Raw genomic sequence first — 3,255 nt, forward strand, 5'->3', positions numbered from 1 at the left:
AGAAGATACCGAAGTTAGCTTATTTCCGTAGTCGGTTTTAACCGACTTTAGCTATTAGGCGGGGGTTTAAACCCCCGCCGGTTATCGCCGCCTAAACTACACCGCAATTTTTGCTAAAAATTCTGGCATCCCGCGAATGCCTAAATTGAGATGAAACACCGCACCCGCTCCCTCACCTTCTTCCTCCCGATTGTCTCCCCCGGCAGTTGTTGCATAAATATCCGTATAATCATCCCCACCAAAGGTGAGAGCGGATACTTTTTTCGCGGGGAAGGGGATGCGGAGGACTTCGGTGCCGTCGGGACTGTAGCGGAAGAGGTGATGACCATCCCAACGGGCGGACCAGATATAGCCTTCGGCATCTACGGTCATGCCATCGGGAACGCCTTCGCCTTCTGGGATGGTGATTATAACTTGGCGGTTACTGATGTCGCCGGTTGATACATCGTATTCAAAGCGATAAATCTCACGTTTGGGGGAGTCGGTTAAGTATAAATATTTTCGGTCCAGGGTGAATCCCATGCCGTTGGGAATTTGGAGATGTTCTAGCACTTGGGTGAGAGTGCCGTCGGTGTTGAGGCGGTAGAGGGAACCGAGATGGTCGCCTTTTTCCATTGTGCCGCTAAACACTCGTCCGGCGGGGTCAACGATGCAATCATTGAAGCGGGTTTCTCGTTCGGCAGGGATTTCGGGGATAATGGGGGTGAGGGTGCCATCTTGCCAGCGGGCGATCGCCCCTTTTGCCATAAAAAACAGCAAGGAACCATCCTCATGAACCGCGATCGCCCCTACGGAGTCCCCCGCATAAATCTGTTCAGATGATGCCGTTGCCGGGTCATAGCGGAACACCCGTCCCGTGGGAATATCACTCCAATAGAGGCGTTTTTCCATCGGATGCCAAGTGGGAACCTCCGCATTGTGACAGTGATAATCAGCGATAATTTTCGGTGTTTTCATGAGTTCTCAAAAAAAAGGAGTATTGGTAAAAATCAGATTGAGCAGAGGGTCAACTATCTTTACCCAGGGTAGCGAATTGCGTTAAGATTGAACATCAGGGGGAGAAACACCGCAACCGAGACAAAGGGAGTCTGAGGTAGAGTAGGACTGGAAAGACGGTGCAATGGATAGAAGAAATGATATAAGTTGTGGGAATAAATAAAGAACAACAAGGAGCCGAAAATTGCCCACTCTAAATCTCCCCGGACTGGACGGGGGAGAACCTGCCACGATCGCCAAGAGTTTGATAGAATCTTCCGGAGTGATTGAACAGCTAGAGGGAGTGTAGCAAACATAGCGGCTCCAGTCCTGGGGTCTGGGGACCCGTTAGCGCAATATAATAGTGAACTCCTGCGGGATAGGATAAAGATGGTTACCGGACAGACGAGTTTTTTCTCTAAAATCAGCACGAATAAAACAGACACAAAGCGATCGCCGATCCGACCCTTTGTGCTGATGAGCATTGTCACCGTCCTTTTGGGTGTATGCGGCGTGCGTCTGACACAGTTGCAGATTGTAGAAGGGGAAGAGTATCGACAACGAGCAGAAGATAACCGGATTCGCTTGATTCCGATTCCGGCAGCAAGGGGTAATCTAGTAGACCGTAAGGGTAAACTGATGGCAGCTAACCAGTTAGCCAGAGCAGTTTATTTATGGCCTCGGGAGCAACAACCGGAGCAATGGAAAGAAACCGCTAAAAGGCTCAGTCCCCTCCTGAATGTTTCCCCTGAGGAGATCATCAATAAAATCGACGAAACTGGATATACCTCGGGAATGCCGGTACGGATCGCTCAAAGAATTGACCCAGAAGCGTTTGTGACCCTAGCTGAAGCAATGGCAGATATTCCCGGGATTGAAGTTCGGGCCGAATCCAGCCGATACTATCCCGAAGGGAACACCGGCGCTCATGTCCTGGGATATATTGGGGAAGCCACCCAGGAAGATTTGATGGCGAACCCAGACTATCCGATGGGAATTATCATCGGCAAAATGGGAATCGAAAAGACGATTAACTCCCAATTGACCGGAGTTTGGGGGAATCGTCTGGTGGAGGTGAATGCCAATGGGGAGGAGATTCGTGAACTGGGGGTGCGATCGGCCATTAGTGGGGAACCCCTAAAGCTCACCCTGGATGCAGAAGTCCAGAAAGCTGCGGAACGAGCATTAGGGTCCCGACGGGGTGCAGTAGTCGTCCTGGATGTCAAGACTGGGGGGGTCATTGCAATGGCGAGTGGACCCAGCTTTGACCCGAATATCTTTACCCGCAATGTTAGAGCAGCAGAATGGCAGCGTCTACAGGAATTAGAAAATCCCTTTCTGAATCGAGCCTTACAAGGGTATCCCCCCGGGAGTACCTTTAAAATGGTCACTGCAGCGGCAGGAATTGGGACAGGGAAATATCATCCCGATTCCTATTTAGGGACCTCCTCCTATATCGTGGTCGGTGGGATTGCCTTCCATGAACATAGTGGGGGATATGGAGTGATTGGGTTCCGAGATGCTTTAGCCTACAGTAGCAACACCTTTTTCTATCAAATCGGGATGGAAGTTGGACCCGAGGCGATCGCCCAATGGGGTAGCAAACTAGGGATTGGCGAGTCTACCAGCTTAGATATCTTGGGACTCGATGGCGGAACTCACGGGATGATTCCCACCCCAGAGGAAAAACTCCGGATGTACAACGAACCCTGGTATGCCGGGGATAGCGTGACGATGGGGATTGGTCAAGGGATGGTATTATGCACTCCCTTGGAACTGGCCGTGATGTCTGCTGTATTTGCCAATGGCGGGAACCGAGTCAAACCTCATTTTCTCGCCTCTCAAAGTAATACCCCCTTGACTAAACCCGAACCCGTCGGACTCTCTCCCGAGGCGATTTCCGTGATTAAACAGGGGATGGTGGATGTCGTGCAAAAAGGGACCGCCCGAGTCTTAAATGATGGGACTGTTCCCTTAAGCGGGGGTAAAACCGGGACCTCAGAAGTCTTAGGACAGCCTTCTCACGCCTTGTTTGTCGGATTTGCACCGGCAGTTAATCCCGAAATTTCCATTGCCGTAGTGGTGGAAAATGGCGGCTATGGCGGGGTTGCGGCTGCACCCGTCGCCCTGGAAGTCTACCGCACCTACTTTAAAAAGTAATCGATAAGGGACTGAGAAAACCGGGTGGGGGTCACTGTTGCATCCCTGGTTGACTGACAAAAGTTAAGAATGAGGGCTGAAAGCTTTACATTCAGGGATTTTTAGCCTGGGGCTTGAAAA

At 51.0% G+C, this 3,255-nt stretch carries 2 protein-coding genes; one reads left to right on the plus strand and one right to left on the minus strand.

Features of this window, described 5'->3' with window-relative positions; translation table 11 throughout:
• Positions 1-96: 96 nt before the first annotated feature.
• Positions 97-957 (minus strand): SMP-30/gluconolactonase/LRE family protein, encoded by an 861-nt coding sequence (locus NG795_RS28280; protein ID WP_367291934.1) that lies wholly within the window; start codon positions 955-957, stop codon positions 97-99.
• Between the two features lie 408 nt (positions 958-1,365).
• Between NG795_RS28280 and mrdA the strand changes: the two genes are divergently transcribed.
• A complete protein-coding gene (gene mrdA / locus NG795_RS28285; RefSeq protein ID WP_367291935.1) occupies positions 1,366-3,135 on the plus strand; it encodes a penicillin-binding protein 2 in 1,770 nt (589 codons plus the stop codon).
• Positions 3,136-3,255: the final 120 nt, after the last annotated feature.

This window comes from Laspinema palackyanum D2c, from assembly GCF_025370875.1.
Taxonomy (GTDB): domain Bacteria; phylum Cyanobacteriota; class Cyanobacteriia; order Cyanobacteriales; family Laspinemataceae; genus Laspinema; species Laspinema palackyanum.

Excerpts from the sequence above, each read along its gene's own strand:
- NG795_RS28280 (WP_367291934.1), bottom strand. The coding sequence starts at position 957 with ATGAAAACACCGAAAATTATCGCTGATTATCACTGTCACAATGCGGAG.
- mrdA (WP_367291935.1), top strand. The coding sequence starts at position 1,366 with ATGGTTACCGGACAGACGAGTTTTTTCTCTAAAATCAGCACGAATAAA.